Here is an 18,036-nt window from a genome sequence, read left to right as displayed (position 1 = left end):
CGCGAGCGCGACCCGGATCACGGGATCACCGCCAGGGACACCTCGCCCGCCGCCCCCGCGCTCGCTACGTCGGCAGCCGCTCCGGCAGGGACCGCGATCGTCACCAGCCGGGTGGCAGATGCGGCGTCGCCGAGCAGCGTGACCGCGTCGACCGTGGCGCGTTCGACCAGCACGGCCGACTGCCCGGCCGAGGTCCGGATGACCGTCACCACGTCGCCCGCACGGAGGGACGGCGTCGGCCACCCGCCGGGTGGAAGGGCGAGCCCGACCAGCGCTTCGCCGTCGTCGACCGGGAGCGTGTCCAGCACCAACGCCGCTGACAGCAACGTGCCAGCCGGCAGGTCGGCCGCCCACACCCCGCCCGCCAGTTCCGAGGACCGTGAGCTCGACACCTCGACCAGACCAGCAGCCGCGGATGTGGCGACCTCCGTCGGCACCATTTGGCTGGCGTCGACGGTCTCGCCACGGAGGACGTCAGTGCCCAGCGACCACACCTGAGTTCGTGCCGATGCGCGCTCCAGCCCACTGGAGACCACCAGCCACACGAGCAGCGCCAGGAGGACAGCCGCGAGGGCGAGCAACGGGCGGCGACGGCGAACCGGTGTGGGCAACGTTCCCGGCGTGCTCGCCGTTCCTGCTGTTGACCTCCGCGTGACCCCCGTCACTCTGCTCACCTCCCCGGTGACCGGGGCGGGCAGCGGCGCGCTCGAGAGCTCCCTAGGTGTTGGGAGCCACCGACGTGCCGTGGCTTCGTCTTCACACCGGCCTGCCGGGCCAAGGTTCTCGAGGCTGGCCGAGCAGCGACCGAACCGGATGCACGTCGTTCGGGTAGCACCATGTCCACGTCCCTCCGTCGACGAGGTACTGCACGACAGCACCTCGCCCGTGTGACACGCGACTGACTATAGGCATCGATCGGGCGCGGTGCGCCCGAGAATCCACACCCGGCCAGTCCGACGAGGACGTGGGTTTCGAGGCCCTCACCGCTGCGACTGCGCTCGCCTGCACCCATAGCCGGGTGCGGTCACCCCGCTGCAGCGACGTCGAGCAGCGCGGCCGCTGCCGTACGGATCGCGGTGATCTGCCCGAGAGGTAGCTCACCGAGGGGTTCGCCCAGACGCTCGGCGGGCAGGGCGGTCACGAGGTGCGTGCGCGCTCGCCACCGGCCGACGGTGACGACCAGCGGTGGGGCATCTGGTGCGTCCGCTGCGTCGACGAGTGGGACGGCCAGCCGCCATCCGGACGGCTCCATGGCCTTCGCCTGCACCTCGACCCAGGTGCTGCCGTCGGGCCTGCGCCAGACCTGTCCCGCACTCACCGGGCACCTCGGATGAGCCGACCGAACAGTTCGTCTGCCGGCCCTTCGGCGGCAACCATTTGGGCCGATCGGCGCAGCTGGTCGGTACGGGCTCCAGCGACCAGCAACCGCAGGCCAGCCTCGACCTGGCCAGCGAACGTCTCGGGCACCACACGGTCACGGGCCAAGGACTCGAGTTCCGCGAGCAACCCCTCGTCGACCCGTACCGACCGTGACTGTCGAGCCATGCACCAGGCTCCTTGTCGTGCTGCGGGTGGGTTTCCACGCCTCCGTGAGGATCCACAGTACCACGGTACGTAGTTCGAATCGCGGTACGAAACGTGATACAGCCACGGGTGGGCATCAACCCGCCCGCACCGGTCGAACAACTCCCCCTGCGGAGGGTCGGTCGCAGCCTCGGCTTGGAGCTGCGATGCACGATCCCACCCCTGCCCCGTACGGCGCCGTCACCCGCCGCTGGACCGCGCTTGATGACCGCGCACGCGACGGCCACGCCCAACGGCTGCTCGACGTCCTCGTCGCTGACGCGCACATCGAGCGTCCTGGCCGTGATCAGGGGCTGCACTACCGCCGCCTCGTCAGCGCTGCCGTCGAGGGTGACCAGCAAGCCTTCGCCTGGCTGGCCACCAGCCACCGACCCCTGCTGCTGGCCAGAGGCCGGGCGCTGTTCCGCAGCGATCCGGCCGAGTGGGGCTCGGTGTGTCTCGAGCTGCTGCACCGCACCTTGTGCGACACCGACACCAACGGTCGGTGGGGACGCCAGCAGGTCGCTGCGACCCTCAGCCGACGCCTGAACAAGACGGTGCGCGACCACCTCTCCCGCACACGCCTCGAGCGACCGCTGCGCGAGACGGTCGCCGCCCGCTTCACCGTCGACGAACGCGATCCCCACCTCGACCTGTCCGCCGATCTCGCCGAGGCGCTCCAGCAGCTCGACCCTGCTACGCGCGATGGCCTCACCGCCCTCGCCGATCGGGTGCACCTGGCAGAGATCGCCGCACGTCATGACATCAGTCACGACGCTCTGCGCCAACGGCTCGTCCGTGCTCGAGCCCACCTCCAGCCGCAGCTCGAGACGTACCGGCGGTCGGCATGATGTCCCCCGGCGACGAGCCAGTGACGCTCCAGATCGCGCTCCTCGGACAGGTCGATCCGACCCTTCGCGGGCGCGAGCGCTACCACGCGGTGCTGGCATGGACCGAACGAGGTGAGCGCTACTACCGGAGCTTGACCTCCGCCTCGCCACCCGGGCGGGGCCCCGTCGTCACGGTCGCTCCGCCGGCGGACCTTCCGTCTCGCATCAGCTCGGCGGGCCACGGCTGGCGCACCTGGGTCCTGGATTCGATCCCCGTCGAGCTGCGCCACCTGCCGCCCTCCGGTGCTGCTCAGCAATTCGCGATCCGGTTGGCCGGTTGATGCCGGCGCCCACGCACCCAGCAGTCGATCGTCGCGCAGAAGCCGACGCCATGCTCGAGGCCGCCCTGCAACGGCTCGTGGCGTCCGGTGAGTACGCCGAGTGGTTCACCAAGCTCGCCACCCTCCACCGCTACTCAGCCGGCAACAAGATGCGCATCATCGCGCAGCGACCTGACGCCACCCGCGTCGCTTCGTACCGGACCTGGCAGCAGCTCGATCGCCACGTGATCAAGGGTGAGCGTGGCATCGCCATCCTGCATCCACGACCGTTCTGGGTCGACCCGACCACCGGTGAGAAGGCCGCGCCGCCACGCAACGACCACGAGCACGACCGGCTCGTCAAGAAGCTCGGCTACGGCACCGGCTACGTGTTCGACGTCGCCCAGACCGAGGGGTCCCCGCTCCCCACCCTCGATCGTCCCGTCCCGGACCAAGCACCCGTCGAGCTCACCACCCACCTCGTCGGCTACTGCCACGACCAGGGCGTCAGCGTCGAGACGCAAGCGCTGCCGGAGCACCTTCGCGGCTACTACCAGCGCGATGGCGACCTCATCGTCATCAACGACGATGTCTCCGATGGTGAGCGGGCTGCGGTGCTCGCGCACGAGCTCTCCCACCGCGAGGACCCCGAACTCGTCAGCGCGTTCACGGCGGGTGAACGCGGCTACTACCGCCACAACCGCGGGGACTGCGAGGCGGTCGCCGAAGCCGCCGCCCACGTCATCTCCGCCCGGTTCGGGTTCGACATCACGGACCACGCCGCCGGCTACATCGCTGGCTGGGTCGATGGTGACGTCGACCGGTTCCGACAGCTACACGGCCGCGTCGACCAGGTGACCTGTCAGCTGGTCCCACCCGATCACCTGGACCTCCAGCTCACCGCAGCCGCCAGCCGTGCTGCCGATCTCGCCGCCAGTCGCGGCCCCCGTCGGCGGTGACGAGCGTGGACGGCGCGCCGACGGACCTGCAGCTCGAGGTCATCGTCCGCCACATCGCGAGGCTCCACCTCGAGATCGAACGCGGGCTCCGTGACCCGGCTCAGCTCATCCGACTGATGAGCCCCCAGGCCGAACTGCAGTGGCAACGCACCCGGGAACGCGGTGGCCGACTGCCCGGCGGACCCGTACGCGACGCCGACCTCGGACCGGTCCAACTGCGACGCGACCACGAGGGGCTGGTCTACGCCGCGGTCACCACGCCCACCCAACGGGGCCGGTGGGGGGCACTCACCCTCGTGCTCCACGCGGAAGGACGCACCGTGTCGATCCGCCAGGCCAAGCGACTCCACGCCGGCCTCGACTACGGCCGGACCATCCGGGCCAGTGAGGACCAGCTCCTCGATCGCCTCGACCATGCGATGGAGGAACGCCGCCTCGTGCTCGCCGCCATCGAAGCCACGAGGGTTCCAACTCACGCCGATCCACCGCGCGGCAGCACCAGCCCAAGCTCGGACACCTGGAAGAAGGTCCTCGCGCAGCTCGACACCGAGATCACCACGCTGATGCAGACCGACCTGCACCGCCACTTCCACGCCGAGCCACAACGCCCCCGGCTGAGCCGCTGACCCGCGGCGCGGGGCTCCGGTGGGAACCTCGTGGGATAGCAGCAACGGCTGCACCCGTTGATAGCTGGCGAGGGGCCCCTTCCCAATTCGATCACATGTGAGTGGCTGCGATCTGTCCGAATACGCCCGGGAGACGACCGGGGTTAGGACGTCTCGGATGGCGAGACGCCCGACGAGACACCTCTCCCGGCATAGTTCGACGATCGCTGGCCGATGGCTTCGCCAGACGACGAGCAGTTGCTCGTCGTACACGAAGGGGCAGCAACCGTCAGGCTTCAGCGGCGGCGATTGAGCAGCCAACTCGTACGCTGGTTCAACTTCTGGCGGTCGGCGCGACCGGCTGCGGCCAGCAGTGGTAGCTCAAGCTTGCGCAGCAGTGACGCGGACGCGACCGCCAACTGGGCTGAAGACTCCGCGTCGGTTCGCTCGAGCGCACCAAACACCTCTTCGGCGGTCGTGACCATCCCGGCCAGCTCCACGGTGAGCTGAGTGCCGGGCTCGTCGAGCATTGCGACCGCGGCCGCGACGCTCTGGGCGGCCAGATCCTGGCTCTGGCCATGCGCCGCGGTCGCGCGGTGGTAACCGAGGACGAGCTGGCCGGCGACTTGGCCAGCGACGTCCGCTGGCGCGACCTCGCGGCACGCCTTCGTGATTGTGGCGGCCGTCCACGCGGGCCAGGTGCGTCCGGCAGTGACGTCGTCGCTGACGGTGGCGGGAACGACGCCGGCCGGCAGGCGGCGCGCGAGCGTGTCGAGCATCAAGCCTACGACGCGGACGGCCTCCCGCTGCTCGTCGTCGGTCCGGGCCGCGTCAGACGCGCCAGCCAGAGCGACCGCGAACTCGTGCGCTGCTAGCTCCCACAGCACTAGCTGCGCGGCGGACTCGTTGGCCGTGCCGTCCGGGACGAGCCCGAACGCGGCATGCTCAGGGTCGGCGACGCCGTCCAGGATCGCCCGGAACGTCCTCTCCGCGAACAAGTACGTCGTCGATGACGGATCGATATCTGCTTCGATTCGCTGCGCAAGCGCCGTCATCGTGCCGTTAGCGGTGACGGGGTCAGCGTCTGCGAGCGCCGCGTGCCGTGCCGCACGAACCTGCAACTGCCCCAACTGGTGCCCCTGTCATGGTGATGCCGAATGCCGGACACCGTTGTGGTATCGGCGGCTGTGGCGACGGCCTTGAGAACGTGAAGGTCAAACACCTGACCCGTTCCAACACCCCTCCGGCGATCCCGCGCCCGACATGAGCTCCTGACCCGGTGGCTGCCCCGGGCAGGCGAGCTGATCTGGGTCGAGTTCCTCGACCACCTCGTGATCGCCGGTGGCCGGTGGGTCTCCCTGGCACGCCTCGGACCCCTGGGGACCCAGTCAGCAACGCACCCCTTGCCTCAGGCCGGATCACTGGCGACGAGCGCCGGCGAGTCGGGTGCTCGCCCAAGCGGCGAACTACCGATGCGCGGGGGGCTCCATCAACGAGTGGCGGCCGTTCCAAAGCGCCTCGCGGAACTGGGGCCACTGGGACAGCGGGTCGAACCGGGCGGCAGCCTCGTCGATCAGCGCGTAGGCACACTCTCGTCGCGCCGCGATCCGTGCCGTCTCCTGGTCGTCGTCTAGGTCGACCCAGCGTGAGTTCAACCCGAACGCCGCCGTCAGCGCCGAGGCCATCTCGTCCCGGAACAGCATCCACTCGTCCGCGTGCCCGCAGCGACGAGCGATCGTCGCGAAGTGCAGGAAGCTGTCCCGCTCGATCTGCGGCAACTCGTCGAGGTGCAAGCCGCGCTGGTTCACGCATCCCTCCGATCCAGGAAATCCATCCCCGAGTCTCACCTACGACCGGCTCCAGGAGGACGCCGTCATCGAGCTTGTGGAAACCGGGGCGGCTCACCGCCAGAGCCGTCCAGCAACCGGTTGCTGGACGACCCCTCGCGATCAGCAACCGCGGGTGGGCAGGTCGCGTGCCAGCGCCGCGGCGAACCCGTCGGCCAGCTCGTCGAGCAACACCGGCCGGTCCGCAGCAACCGCCACGAACTCGGGGACGGGCCAGAGCAGCAACCGTGCGTGACGGGAGAGGTAGAAGCCGACCTGCCCGATCTGCCGGCGACCGCCATCGAGGAGCAGGTAGCCGACCTGCTGCCACACCCATTCGCGCTTGATCTCGGGACGGGACACCGTCTTGAGATCGATGAGGCAGCCATCGACGATCAGATCGCCATCGGCGCCCACCGTCTCACGACCACCAAAGGTCGGGTTCAGATCCATCACGGCGGCCGGGAACAGCTCACGAAGTCCGCCGCGTGCCGCGGCCATCAGGCGGAGGAGGTCGTCCACCGCCGAGGCCTCCCAACCGGCCAGCATCCGGTCCACCGCCGTGTCGGATCGCACGTCGACGAGCGGATCGTCGGGGGCCACCCCCTGCCGGTAGCACGTCTCGTAGGCCGCCAAGCTCAACGCAGCCCGTGCCAACGGCTCCTCGTCGCGGGGCTGGCCGTGTCCGCCCCGTGCCTGCGTGGCCACCTCGACCAGACGATGTACCGGAGACGGGGAGGGGCCAAAGTAGCCACCGCCCTCGGCGAACCCTTGGCGCGAGCTGGTGACGGCCTCGAGGTGCCACCAGCCAGCCTCAGCTGTCGACCCCTCGACCCGAGGCGCCTCCAGCCCGAGGCGCAACCGCCAATCGAACGCCATCCCGATGAGCCACGGCGGAACCTGCCACGGGCGACGCATCGGCACCACCCGGCGGGGTGGCGGATCTGGCTGGAGGCGGTCGGCAGCCTGTGGGAACTCCGCCTCGAACCAGCCGCGCAGGGCCGTGTCTCCTTGCAGCAGCTGCGTCATCGAACTCACGGCGACCTCCGCCAACTGTCTGACGAGCATGGTGACAGGCGCGGGCGACACCATCCTCGACCCGGCCGCATGCCCCGTCGCCACTGGCCAGGACCACGGACTCGGTTGCCCGGGACTGGATGGCCGACACCGCGGCCATCCCCATCCACGAACGCTCCCGCCTCCCTCCGGTCGTTGCGCCCGACGACGTGCTCGCTCCGCTGCGCGCGACGCCGGACCCTGACCGGGCGCACCTCCCGAGTGGCCGGCATCGCCTCCGCGACCATGCCGCACGGGCCACGTCCCGTGGGCCTCCATGAACCGTCCCCACGTGGTCCAGTCGCCTCGTGGGCCACCGGCCTCGGAAGGTGGCCGACGCGGACGGGTGCCCGTCGTACAACCGCCGCCCGGGATCCCTCCGGGTCGTCTCCCTGAGGGGGAGCCGATCCGGCTGCGCCGGACTCCCTGCCACCCTCCTCCTCTTGTCTCGTCAGTCGACCCTTCGGCGCCTCGAGGTTCGCTTCACGGGCTGGTTTCGCCAGGGCGAAGCCCAGCCCTACTCACCTCATCGTCGGGAGGGTCGGGGCTGCTCCGACGAACGCGAGGCGCGGTGACCACCAGCTCGGACGCCACCTACGCAGCCCCTACGTCAACCCACCACCGGCGTCGCTGCGCTCCTTCCCGACTGGCCTCCGCTGCGCTCCGGCAAGTCGGGACCGCTGGTCAGGGTTGACGCCCCCTCCTGCCCTCCGGGTCCCCCTCCGAGTACCCGAGGAGAGACCTGGGACACAAGGAGCCAACGTGACCACCATGACGGCCGGACCGGCCACCGGAACCCTCCCGACCACCCCCGAGCACGCAGCCGCGCTGCCCACACGCTGGTTCGCGCCCGCCGACTACCTGACCCGTGACGAGCTCACCAGCCCCGAGGCCGCCGCCGCGGTCCTGATGCCACACCTGGCCGGCCTCGACCGCGAGGCGTGCGTCGCCGCCTACCTCGACACCAAGCACCGCCTGCTCACCGTCGAGCTGGTCAGTCTGGGCAGCATCGACCACACCTTCATGAGCCCCCGCGACGTCTACCGCGGGGCGCTGCTCGCCAACGCCGCCGCCCTGGTCCTGGCCCACAACCACCCCTCCGGAGACCCCGAACCCTCCCGCGACGACCAGCTGCTCACCCGACGGCTCACCCGAGCCGGGGAGCTGATCGGCATCGACCTCCTCGACCACCTCGTGGTCGCCGGAGACCAGTGGATCTCGCTGGCTCGCCGCGGCCACCTCTGACCTACCATCCGGTGGGGCCGGCACACTTCCGGCCCCACCGCTCACGTCCGAGAACCTGACCCACGCCGAAGCATCGGTCGCTCCCGACACGCCAACTCTCGAGGCTCGGGCCACGACAGCAACGCGACACACCAATGCATCACCAGAACCAGTCGGGGGTGCGGCGGGCGCACCGCGGCGGTCGACGCGTCACTCGACGACTGACGATGGGTGCAGTCCCTGGGTGTGTTGAGCGTGAAGAAGGTCCTCGCCGGGCGCGGTGCCGTCGACTACTACCTCGCACAGACCAAGCGAGGCCTGGCCGACTACTACCTGCCCGAAGCCGCGGCCGACGGCCGGCCGGGTTCGTCGGTGGCGATGCCGTACGCGCCCGGCTCGGAGTGGTGGGGCGGCGGCGCTACTGCGCTCGGTCTGGACGGGCCGGTCGACCACGAGACCTTCGCTCCACTCTTCGGCGAGGGGATGCGCCCCGACGGTCTCCGGCTCGGGCGGCGCTTCCGCCTACCCGAGGAGGCCGCCGCCCGCCGTCAGGCCGACCTCGCCGCGGCAGGCGAGATCACCGACCCTTACGAGCGGTGGATCGCCGTCCACGAGCTGCGCCGCGGTGGTGGGCAAGCCTCAGTCGCGGCATGGGACTGCACCTTCAGCCCGGTGAAGTCCGTCTCGCTGCTGTGGGCCGCCGGCGACCCCGGCCTTCAGCGCCAGGTGTGGGAAGCACACAGCACGGCGGTGGAGGCGGGCCTGACCTACCTCGAAGAGCACGCCGCCTACGTCCGCGCCGGTCGCAATGGGGTCCGGGTCCACGACTCGAGCGGGCTGGTGGTGGCCCGCATGAACGAGTGGACCTCCCGCGACGGCGACATGCAGATGCACACCCACTGTGTGGTCCTCAACCGGGCCGAGACGCGCGACGACGGCCGCTGGCGAGCGCTCGATGGTCGGGCGCTGCTGGCCGCAAGGACGGGCGCTGGCGCGGTCTACAACCGAGTACTCGAAGCCGAGCTGACCCGCCGGCTCCAGGTCGCCTGGCGGCAACGTCCAGACGGGCTCCGCGAACTCGAAGGAGTCGACGAGGAACTGATCGACGCCTTCTCGACCCGACGTCGAGCCATCACCGCACGCCTCGAACAGCTCACGGCCGCTTACGAGGCCAAGTACGGCCATCCGCCAGCGCCGGCGGTCATCTCCGCGATGGCCCAGGACGCGACGCTCTCGACCCGCCGGCGCAAGGACGCCGTCGACGACCAGGACGCTCTGGACCGCTGGGAGGAGACCGCCCGCCGTCGCGGTCGCGTGTTGGCCGATCTGCCTCGTCACGTCGTCGGTCGGGGCAGGCGCGCCAGACGAGGCGCCGCTCCGATCGACGCCAGTCTCGACGACGAGGTGAACGCGGTGTTGGACCGGATCCGGGATGCCGGGCGCGCCAGCGTCAGCCGCCACGACATCCTGCGTGCCGCGCTCGACGTCCTCCCGGCCCGTGCGCTGACGCCGGCCCAGCTGCAGGACGCGGCGCAGGCCCTTGTCGACGCCACCCTCCGGCGTCCCGAGCTGTTGGCCATCTCGGCACCCGATGTGCTCGAAGTTCCCGCCGAGCTGCGGCGCTCCGACGGCACCAGCCTCTACGACCGCCCGCAACGACATCGGTGGGCTCTGCGCGAGACCCTCAGCGAGGAAGCCTGGCTGCTGCAGGTCGCCACCGAGTCGCGGCGCGGCCAGCTCGATCCCTCCAGCCTGGAACGCGCCGTCCAGTTCCACGAGCTCAGCGCGGACCAGGCGCAGGCCATCCGGGAGCTGCTTGGTGATCAACGCCGGGTGGGGCTCCTGGTCGGCCCCGCCGGTGCGGGCAAGACGCGCACGTTGCGAGCCGTCGTTGACGCCTGGGAAGCCACCGGCGCCACGGTCCTCGGGCTGACGGTGTCCCAGGCCGCTGCTGACGTGCTGTCGGCCGAGGGACAGGTCCGGGCCGAGAACACCAGCAAGTGGCTGTACGAGACCCGCCGCGGCCGCTGGCACCTCCCAGCCGGCGCGCTGGTCATCGTCGACGAGGCATCGATGGTGACGACCGCCGAGCTGGTCGAGATCGCTGAACAGACCCGCCGGGTCGACGGCAAGCTCCTGCTCGTCGGCGACCCCGCCCAGCTCGAGGCCATCCACATCGGTGGCAGCTTCGACCTTCTCGCCGAGCGGATCGGCGCCTCCCACCTCCACGAGGTGCGCCGGTTCACCGACCGGTGGGAACGCCAGGCCAGCCTCGATCTGCGCCGCCGCGACCCAGCTGCACTCGCCGAGTACGCGATGCGAGGCCGGATCCACGGCGGCACGCTCGGTACGGTCGAGACCGACCTCTTCGCGGCATGGCAGGCCGATGCCCTCGACGCCGACGGCGGCCGCCGCCGATCGGTCCTGATGATCGTCGGGACCAACGATCAGGCCGCCGTCATGGGAGAACGGGCACGTGCGGCGCTGCTCGACGCCGGCCTCGTCTCGCGCGGGAGCAGCGTCCAACTGCGCGACAACCTCGCTTCGCCGGGTGACCACATCGTCTCTCGCCGCAACGACCGCAACCTGGTCACCTCGACCGGCGGCTGGGTCGTCAACGGCGACGTGTGGACCATCGTCGCGGTCCACGAAGACGGCGCCGCCTCAGTCCGCAAGCACGCCGACGGAGCCACCATCACCCTGCCCGCCCACTACCTCGCCGAGCACACCCACCTCGCCTACGCCACCACCGCGCACCGGGCCCAGGGCATGACCGTCGACGCCTGCCACGCGCTGATCACCCTCGACACCTCGCACGAACAGCTCTACGTCTCCGCCACCCGCGGCCGCCACAGCAACCGGCTGTGGGTCGTCACCGACTCCGACCGCGACCTGATCCGCGATGACCACGATCTGCCCGCCCCCGAACACGTCCTGTCCACCCTCCTCGCCCGTCGCAACCCCGACCGGCTGTCGGCCCACCAGATCATCGAGGACTCCCAGAGCGAGGTCGGCTCCCTGGCCCGGCTCGGTGCCATCTACGAGGACGCCACCCGGCGAGCAACCGAGCAGTGGATGGCCGACCTCCTCGCCGAACGCGGCTTGTTCGACGTGAGCGCTGACCGGCAGTGGCCCGCCCTGGTCGACCGTGTCCGAGCCCTCACCCTCGGCGGCTGCAACATCGAACGTCTCGTCCCGGCCCTCCTCGACCAGCGCCCCATCGACGACGCCCGCTCCGTGGCCGGCGTGCTCCACTGGCGACTCGAGCCCTACACCGCGCACCTGGCGAACCTCCGACCTCTCGGACCGGCGGCGGCCATCCCACTCGTCGGCAGCCCGTTCGTCGAGGTCGCGCAGCAAGCTGCTGACCTGATGTCCCGCCGGTGGCGCGACCTCCGTGCGAACCTCGACAGCCAGCCGGCGCCAGCGTGGGTCGACGAGGCGCTCGGTGAGCGGCCCGAGGACGACACCCTCCGGCGGCGCTGGCTGAACGCCGCGACCGCGGTCGCCGCCTACCGCGAGCGCTACGAGATTGCCGACCACACCCCCATGCTCGGACCCCGGCCCGCGGGTGTCCGCCCCGACGCCCAGGCCCTCTACGACCACGCGCAGCACGCCGTCGATCGGTACGCCGCCCACCGGCTCGAACACCTCAGTGAGGAGGCCCTGTTCGAGCTAGCGGCTCGCCAGCAGGACATCCTCGACCGGCGTCCCCACTTCGACCCTGCGGAGCTCGAGCGAGCACGGCGAAACCTCGACGCCTTCGAGCGGGCATGCCGCAGCGCTGCCGGACCCGACCGCCGGCCGGCAGAACTGGACAGGTCGCACGCTCAGCGACGCGTGGATCGGTTTGAAGCGCGCGCCGAAGCCCACAAGCGGTGGCTGGGCGCGACTGCGACCGCTGCCGCCACCCGGCGCCAGATCGCCGTCTCCCTCGAACACCGAGCATCCCGCGGCGCACGACGCTGACCGTGGGTTGTTGTGGGTCGTGTCACTCGGTGGCCCTAGCTCGAACCGTTCGCGTCAAGCCCGGTTGGGGAGCTGGAAATGCGGCGTACTGTCGTTTCAGCAGCGACCGATGGGGTACTCCTGCTCGCCGGATGGGGATGCTCGCGAAGGGACCGAGCGTCGCCATCCCCCACGGTTCTTGGGGGCTGAGCACCGCCGACAGTGCTTCCGGCCACGCTCCCGGCGAGCGTCTTGACAGTCTCCACTATCGGCGGATGCTGACATCCAGGGGCGAATAGGGGGTCGACATGACTAGCTCCGCGCGATGGCGCGGCCGGACGCAGGTCGTCGACGACCGCATCGACGACCTGCTGATTCGTCTCGGCTCTGGTGGCGTGGAGTCTGACGAGACGGTCGACGAGTACTTCATCAAGTGGTTGGAGACCCGACGACCCTCCCTCGCAGCCACTACGCACGGCAGCTACGTGGCGCAGTATCGCTACTACATCAGCCCCCACCTGGGACGTGTTCCGCTCAACCGGGTCACCTCGGCTTCGGTGGCTGCGTGGCTCAACACACTTCTGACATCCGGCGGGCGACGCGGCGGGTCGCTGTCTGCTGCGACGGTGCGGTACTCCCGCATCCTGCTGCACAAGGCTTTCGAAGACGCCGTCGCCACGGGGGCGCTCTTGGTCAACCCGGTGTCCCGGGTGCAGGCGCCGCAACGCGATGTGAACGGACTACGCCGCCGCTATCCCGCGTCATCTTGGTCAGTGGAGGAGTTGCGGACGTTCCTGCACCAGATCGATGGCCATCAGTTCGCTCCTCTCTTCACGCTGCTGAGCACCACGGGGATGCGTCGCAGTGAGGCGCTCGCTCTCTCGTGGAGCGACGTCGATTTCAAACGGCGAGAAGTGTCCATCAGCAAGTCGCTGGCCGTCCGAGATGGGCAGCCGGTCCGGGGGTCACCGAAGCGGGCGAGGTCACGCCGCATCGCTCTCGGGGAACACGGTGCCGATGCGCTCGAGGATCAGCTCGATCGACAGCAGTCGTCCCGTGCTCGCGCCTCGAGTAGCTGGAGCAACGAACTCGACCTCGTGTTCACGAGTCCCGACGGCTCGTTCATCCCACCTAGCCGGGCGACCGACCGGTTTCGAGTGACGGTTGCCCGCCTACCTCTCTCGAGGATCCGGCTACACGACTTGCGACACACGCACGCCATCCTGCTTCTCCAGGCGGGTATGCCTGTGATCGATGTGAGTCAGCGCCTCGGACATGCCACGCCGGCCGTGACTCTGGAGTTGTACGCCCAGGCGCTGCAGAATCCCGGTCATGCCCTGGCGGAGACCTTCGATCAGCTCTTGGAGAACCGACTCTGGGCATCCAACGATCTCGCCGATGCACGGCGCCGGGACTGGGGCTGACGACTTCATCAGCGGCCATGCGGCGCAGTACTCGCCACCATCCGCGCGATCCCGGCGGAGCTTCGCCGTGTCGCGATCAATCGGGCGAGTGCGGCCGCGGGAGGGTCTGTTCGCTGCCTTGTTCGGCATCTGCGAACACCTCGACGAGTCGCGCGCGTGTGGACGGGTTGGCTGTCAGAAGCCGGTTGACCTGAAGCTCAATCTCTTCGCGAGGTACTTCCTGGAGTGACAGTTGCACCTCCTGTCCCTCGTCGTCCACGACACGAGCGTTGAGACCATCCGGATCGGCTCGTCGCTGAACGCTCTCGCCACCAGAGCTGCGGTGAGACGCTGCTCCGCCTCAAGGGTGGTCATCACGGCTCCGCCATCGCCTCCCGCATCCAGCTCCTGGGGACCATCCTTGGTCGACGCCTTCTCGGGCGACGCGATCTGAGCATTGGACGGGCCGCGGACATCCGCCCTCCTGAACCGGTTCCGCGTGGACTGAGCAGCCGACCTGATGGCAGGCCGAGCCTGATCGTTCCACCAACGGGCGACTTGCGGCTTGGCCACTTCGATCGCATCTTCAAGGAACTCGCCGATGACCTCGGCTGCTGTTCCGCGGCATGCAGGAGGTGTTGCGCATCATCAGGTAACGGCGCCCTGGGCGCACGACCTCAGGGATTGTTTAGGGGTAGGCGCGCTCGAACTCGAACGAGTCGATGCACACCGCCCCATGGCCAGTCGAGGTGGGCAGCGAGTAGTAATAGCCCGACGAATAGAACTCGTTGCCGCAGGCCGCCTCGGTGGCAACCAGGTGGGTGACCAGCACCGCGCCGGGCATGGTGCATGGCCGTTTCGCAGCCGCCTCGAGCTCCACGACGATGCATGTGACATCCGGGACGACCGGTCCCATCCCGAACCGGCCTCCCGCGCTTGTGCTGTCGGTCACGATCTGACCGCAGTAGAACCCCCACTCGTCTTCGAAGTGCAGATCATGGTCGGCGCGGCACGGGTCGACGCTGCCGGCCCGTCTTGCCCTGGTCTCCACGATGATGCCGTCGTGATCCCCGCAGCGGCTGACCTGCCACATGCTCCGCTCACGCGGGTCCTCAGTGATGCAGTCACCGTTTGTCACCCATGGCTGTGCCCGTGGTGGCTGGGGTTCGGGACGCGGTTGCGGAGGAGGCGTTGGCGACGTTGACGCCGGTGTGCTCGCCCCCGTTGCCGTCGGCGGCGGCGGCTCCTCCAGCAGCGCACCGATAGCCGCTAGCCCGATCACTGCTGCGGCCGCGATGCCGACCGTCACCCACGTTCTGGTATCGGCCTTGGAGCTTTGATCGCCCTTGGCGGTGAAGTGGTTGGTCCCGACGGTTCCTGACCGTGTGGCCCGCGGCGGGCCATCCCAGTCCGCTTGGCCTGAGCTCTCGTCGCGCGAGGCGGGTTCGGATGGCGGCGGAGGCGGACTTGACGAGGGTGGGGGTGGCGGAGACGACGAGGGTGGTGGCGGGGCCGAGGCCGGGTTCGGTCGTTGTTGCTTGGGCCGATGCGAGGATGCAGACGACGGGCCGCGCTTAGGTCCTTCTGGAGATCGAGCCTGAGCTGTCCCGCTTGCCTCTATGACATAGCGGTGGAGCCGATGAGCCCACGTTCCAGCACGGTGAGACTCGCGGGCCTGCCACCACAGCAGCGCCCCCAACCCGAAGGTGGCGACCCAGGAGAACCCGTCAACGGGATGGTTGCCAGCCAGCCCATCGATCAAGTCCCAGGCGGCACCGAAGAACATGAGCGCGACTACCGCGACCCAGAACGGCGCCCAGAGCACCGGAGGTTTCCCGCCTGGCCGCTGGCCGCGGGGCCCCACGTCGGGTCGATTTGGCTGGCGGGGCGAAGTTCTCCGCACTCGCGCTTCCTCAGCGCGCAGTCGGCCGTTGTAGGCCGCGATGATGTCGTCAGCGAGCTTGTCCACGACTTGCTTGAACCCGGGGTCGGTCGGGCCGATCTTGTACGCCAGGCCGTAGAGTGTGAACGCGGTCACGTGCAGCAGGCCGAACGCGTCCTCGACGTTCTGGCCTTCGTGCTCCGCACTGTTGGTCGCCCGCCAGATGAAGTCCTCGATGACTGCACCGAACAGCTCGAAGGCGTTGCGTCCATGGTCGCTCGACCGGTCCGCGAACCGGTCGGCGGGTGAACGCTCGAACTGCTCCTCCAACTGGTCCAGCAGCTCGCCGAGCAGCCGCTGCTCCCACCGTGACAGCCTTCCCGGCTCGTCGTTGGCCGGGGAGAAACGCAGCACCGCCGCGTTGATGGCGAAGCGCGACGCGAGCATGTGCGCCACCTCGAGCGGACTGCCGATCGACCCGGACGGGTCCTCCCCGCCCGAACGACGCTTGCGGATGGTGTCGTAGGCGACGTTCAGTTCGACCATCGCCAACTGGGCAGCTTCCTGCTCTGCCGGGGACGCCTGCCCGTGCCGGTCAGGGTGCAGTTCGCGGGCACGTCGCCGGTAGGCCTGCTTCAGCTCGTCGTCCGTGGCGTCTGAAGCCACCCCGAGCGCCTCGTACGGGTCGCGGTCGCTCACTGGCACGGCCAGAGCGACATCACGACGGCGTGCCGGATGTGGGCGACGTGCGCCACCTGCATCCTCAGCCGTACCGCTGAAAGAACCCGTCCCCGTGCATCCACCTTCGAACCATCCGCTGCCGTACCCCTCCCTCGGTCAGCTCAGCCCAGAACTTGAACCGGTTCCTGCTCGCATCCATCGAATGCCGGCCGATCGGTGACCGTGCGCCCGTGGGCGGCTTCAGAACCCCGATATTTTTGATGAATCGCTATGTGGCTCGAAGCACCGCAACAGCCGCTTGCCAACCTCTGCCGCCCTGTGCGGCCGCTTGACTTCGCTGAGGCGCTCCTGCACGAACTGCTCACCCTGCTCATCCAAACGCGCTGCTCGCGCCCGACGGCGGTGGTGTCGGGAGTGCCCGATGCAGGCGTTGGATGACTGCTCGTCGGCATGTTCGGCATGTCGAGTAGCTTGCGTGGGCGTCACGTCGCACCAGGCTGCGGGGTCAGGGGGCCGGAGCTCGGGGAAGGCTCGCGGCGGTGCCGACGGTGGTGACGTTGCCGCGGTAGGCGGCTGGCAGCCGTTCGGCCATCGCGATGGCAGGATGACGAGTCAGGAGCGCGCTCGGGTCGGCGGTCGGCCCGGACGGTGCGAACAGCGCGAAGCAGTCAGCTTGCGCGAACCGTCCGTGGTAGACGATCCCGGCCAGTCCAGCATCGTGGAACTCGTCTGCCCACCACCACGTCAGATCGTAGGGCACGATCGTGGCGATCTCGCCGTTCAGGGTCGGTAGCGACGCGACGGTGGCGTCGGCCAGAGGTGGCGCGGCAGCGGAGACGTAAGTTGCCAACCACACGGTCAGGTTTGATAGCGCAGCGATGGTCGCGAGCGGGGGGTCAACCTGGTCGGGGTCGGCGATCCTCTCGAGGATGGCGGCGCCTGGGGTGCCAGCCCAGTAGCAGGTACCGTTCGGGCTAACCAGGTCGAACCGTCCGGGATCGGCGGCGGTGTCGCGGGAGGAGTGCCACCATGGTGCAGGGTGGTGGGAGCCGCATGCGCGGTACAGCGTCCCGGGTCGGGTCGTAGTCGTCACACGTGCGCCGTCGCCAGGCGTGGGGGGGCGGAGCCCGGTCTGCTGACGCGCCACTCAGGCAGCCCGTGCATTCAGCCGTGACAGGGCGCGCTGGAGCGGCGGCGAGTCGGCACCGTGGGTGTGGGCGTGATCGGCGGGAGTGCCGTCCAGGATGCGCAGCCGGGTGGCCATCCACACGGCCAAGTCGACGTCTGTGAGGAAGCCGCGGGTCGGCAGACGCTTCCACAGCTCGATGACCGAAGCGCGTGGGACGAGCTGCCCACCGATCCGGTCGAACTGCCAGCCTGGGAACGCCCACATGAGGTCGTCGGTGCGGAAGGCGACCAGCTGTCGCTGCCGGATGCGTTTGCGGACCGCTTCGTCGCTCAGCGGAGGGGTGCCAGGAGAGGGCAGCCAGCGGGTAAGGTCCGCAACGAGGTAGATGGGCCCGATTCGCTGCGCGATCGGGGGTCCACCAGCGAGGCATGCAGCCGCTTCGCTGACGGCCGCATCGCTCGCGGCTGCGACGATCTTGGTGGAAAGGCTGGGAAGGTCGTGGAACTTGACCCAGTCATCGTGAGCGGAGAGCTTTTTCCGGAGTGCGGAGGCAACCGCGGCTCCGACCTGATCGGCGACCTGATCGCTCTTCTTCGACATCCCAACCTCC

General features: G+C 69.4%; 16 protein-coding genes. 6 read left to right on the top strand and 10 right to left on the bottom strand.

The genetic code is table 11. From position 1 onward, the window contains the following. Positions 1-17: 17 nt before the first annotated feature. The 3 genes from NITAL_RS05490 to NITAL_RS05480 form a co-directional block, all read right to left on the bottom strand. Complete coding sequence (locus tag NITAL_RS05490; RefSeq protein WP_157041639.1) at positions 18-611, bottom strand: hypothetical protein; 594 nt, start codon at positions 609-611, stop codon at positions 18-20. Between the two features lie 413 nt (positions 612-1,024). Next, complete coding sequence (locus NITAL_RS05485) at positions 1,025-1,318, bottom strand: hypothetical protein (RefSeq protein ID WP_052665134.1); 294 nt, start codon at positions 1,316-1,318, stop codon at positions 1,025-1,027. Then, positions 1,315-1,545, bottom strand: a complete 231-nt coding sequence (locus NITAL_RS05480) for a hypothetical protein (RefSeq protein WP_052665133.1) — start codon at positions 1,543-1,545, stop codon at positions 1,315-1,317. Before NITAL_RS05480 ends, NITAL_RS05485 begins: the two co-directional genes overlap by 4 nt. Positions 1,546-1,730: 185 nt before the next feature. Between NITAL_RS05480 and NITAL_RS05475 the strand changes: the two genes are divergently transcribed. From NITAL_RS05475 to NITAL_RS05460, 3 genes are all read left to right on the top strand, one after another. Continuing rightward, entirely contained in the window at positions 1,731-2,414 is a 684-nt protein-coding gene (locus NITAL_RS05475; RefSeq protein ID WP_052665132.1) for an RNA polymerase sigma factor, read from the top strand. Positions 2,415-2,784: 370 nt separating this feature from the next. After that, positions 2,785-3,672: an ArdC family protein gene (locus NITAL_RS05465; protein ID WP_052665130.1), complete on the top strand. Its 888-nt coding sequence runs from the start codon at positions 2,785-2,787 to the stop codon at positions 3,670-3,672. Between the two features lie 5 nt (positions 3,673-3,677). Continuing rightward, on the top strand, positions 3,678-4,298 hold the full coding sequence (locus NITAL_RS05460) for a hypothetical protein (protein WP_052665129.1): 621 nt from the start codon (positions 3,678-3,680) through the stop codon (positions 4,296-4,298). Positions 4,299-4,573: 275 nt separating this feature from the next. Here the strand turns inward: NITAL_RS05460 and NITAL_RS05455 are convergent, their stop codons facing one another. The 3 genes from NITAL_RS05455 to NITAL_RS05445 all read right to left on the bottom strand — a co-directional run bounded on the left by NITAL_RS05455 (position 4,574) and on the right by NITAL_RS05445 (position 7,141). Continuing rightward, positions 4,574-5,407 (bottom strand): hypothetical protein, encoded by an 834-nt coding sequence (locus tag NITAL_RS05455; RefSeq protein WP_157041638.1) that lies wholly within the window; start codon positions 5,405-5,407, stop codon positions 4,574-4,576. Positions 5,408-5,743: 336 nt separating this feature from the next. Next, the gene (locus tag NITAL_RS05450; protein ID WP_052665127.1) at positions 5,744-6,085 is read right to left on the bottom strand and encodes a hypothetical protein; all 342 of its coding nucleotides are present in this window, start codon (positions 6,083-6,085) and stop codon (positions 5,744-5,746) included. 141 nt (positions 6,086-6,226) lie between these two features. Continuing rightward, positions 6,227-7,141, bottom strand: coding sequence for a hypothetical protein (locus tag NITAL_RS05445; RefSeq protein ID WP_052665126.1), 915 nt, complete (start codon positions 7,139-7,141; stop codon positions 6,227-6,229). A gap of 789 nt (positions 7,142-7,930) precedes the next feature. Here NITAL_RS05445 and NITAL_RS05440 point away from each other — a divergent pair. From NITAL_RS05440 to NITAL_RS05430, 3 genes are all read left to right on the top strand, one after another. Next, on the top strand, positions 7,931-8,404 hold the full coding sequence (locus NITAL_RS05440) for a JAB domain-containing protein (RefSeq protein ID WP_245617720.1): 474 nt from the start codon (positions 7,931-7,933) through the stop codon (positions 8,402-8,404). 234 nt (positions 8,405-8,638) lie between these two features. Further along, positions 8,639-12,352 carry a MobF family relaxase gene (gene mobF / locus NITAL_RS05435; RefSeq protein ID WP_169786739.1) on the top strand — a complete coding sequence of 1,238 codons (3,714 nt, stop codon included), beginning with the start codon at positions 8,639-8,641 and terminating at the stop codon, positions 12,350-12,352. 287 nt (positions 12,353-12,639) lie between these two features. Then, positions 12,640-13,755, top strand: a complete 1,116-nt coding sequence (locus NITAL_RS05430; protein ID WP_052665123.1) for a tyrosine-type recombinase/integrase — start codon at positions 12,640-12,642, stop codon at positions 13,753-13,755. Between the two features lie 174 nt (positions 13,756-13,929). Here the strand turns inward: NITAL_RS05430 and NITAL_RS05425 are convergent, their stop codons facing one another. From NITAL_RS05425 to NITAL_RS05410, 4 genes are all read right to left on the bottom strand, one after another. Further along, positions 13,930-14,109, bottom strand: coding sequence for a hypothetical protein (locus tag NITAL_RS05425; RefSeq protein WP_157041637.1), 180 nt, complete (start codon positions 14,107-14,109; stop codon positions 13,930-13,932). A 313-nt stretch (positions 14,110-14,422) separates the two neighbouring features. Then, positions 14,423-16,315 carry a J domain-containing protein gene (locus NITAL_RS26265; RefSeq protein ID WP_157041636.1) on the bottom strand — a complete coding sequence of 631 codons (1,893 nt, stop codon included), beginning with the start codon at positions 16,313-16,315 and terminating at the stop codon, positions 14,423-14,425. 487 nt (positions 16,316-16,802) lie between these two features. Further along, entirely contained in the window at positions 16,803-17,390 is a 588-nt protein-coding gene (locus tag NITAL_RS26260; RefSeq protein WP_169786738.1) for an RES family NAD+ phosphorylase, read from the bottom strand. Between the two features lie 54 nt (positions 17,391-17,444). Then, the gene (locus NITAL_RS05410; RefSeq protein WP_052665119.1) at positions 17,445-18,026 is read right to left on the bottom strand and encodes a hypothetical protein; all 582 of its coding nucleotides are present in this window, start codon (positions 18,024-18,026) and stop codon (positions 17,445-17,447) included. Positions 18,027-18,036: the final 10 nt, after the last annotated feature.

It is taken from the genome of Nitriliruptor alkaliphilus DSM 45188, from assembly GCF_000969705.1.
Classification (GTDB): Bacteria; Actinomycetota; Nitriliruptoria; order Nitriliruptorales; family Nitriliruptoraceae; genus Nitriliruptor; species Nitriliruptor alkaliphilus.
This window is presented reverse-complemented; position numbering and strand designations above follow the sequence as displayed.